At 65.0% G+C, this 277-nt stretch carries 1 protein-coding gene; it reads right to left on the bottom strand.

Features of this window, described 5'->3' with window-relative positions; all coding sequences use genetic code 11:
* A partial coding sequence (locus tag ASC92_RS28955) for a VCBS domain-containing protein (RefSeq protein WP_200936036.1) occupies positions 1–277 on the bottom strand: 277 nt, incomplete at both ends.

Raw genomic sequence — 277 nt, 5'->3', positions numbered from 1 at the left:
TAGCGAGAAGCTGCCGTAGCTGTTGCTGCCGGCAGTGCTCGCCTGTGGCGCGAAGTTCGACTGGCCCACATCTACATCGGCAATCGTCAACGCACCACCGGTGCTCAGGTTCGGGGTCGATGCATCCTCGTTCACCGCGCCGCTGGCGACGCCACCGATCACCGGCACGTCGTTGGTCCCGGTGATCGTCACCGTCACGAGCTGGCTGGCCGTGCCGTCGGAGGACACGGCGGTGAAGCTGTCACTGATCGACTCGCCAGCGCCCAGTTGTTGGATC

This window comes from Variovorax sp. Root411 (assembly GCF_001425205.1).
Lineage (GTDB): Bacteria > Pseudomonadota > Gammaproteobacteria > Burkholderiales > Burkholderiaceae_C > Variovorax.
Note: the sequence above shows the minus strand (reverse complement) of the source record. Positions and strands in the feature narration are given on the sequence as shown.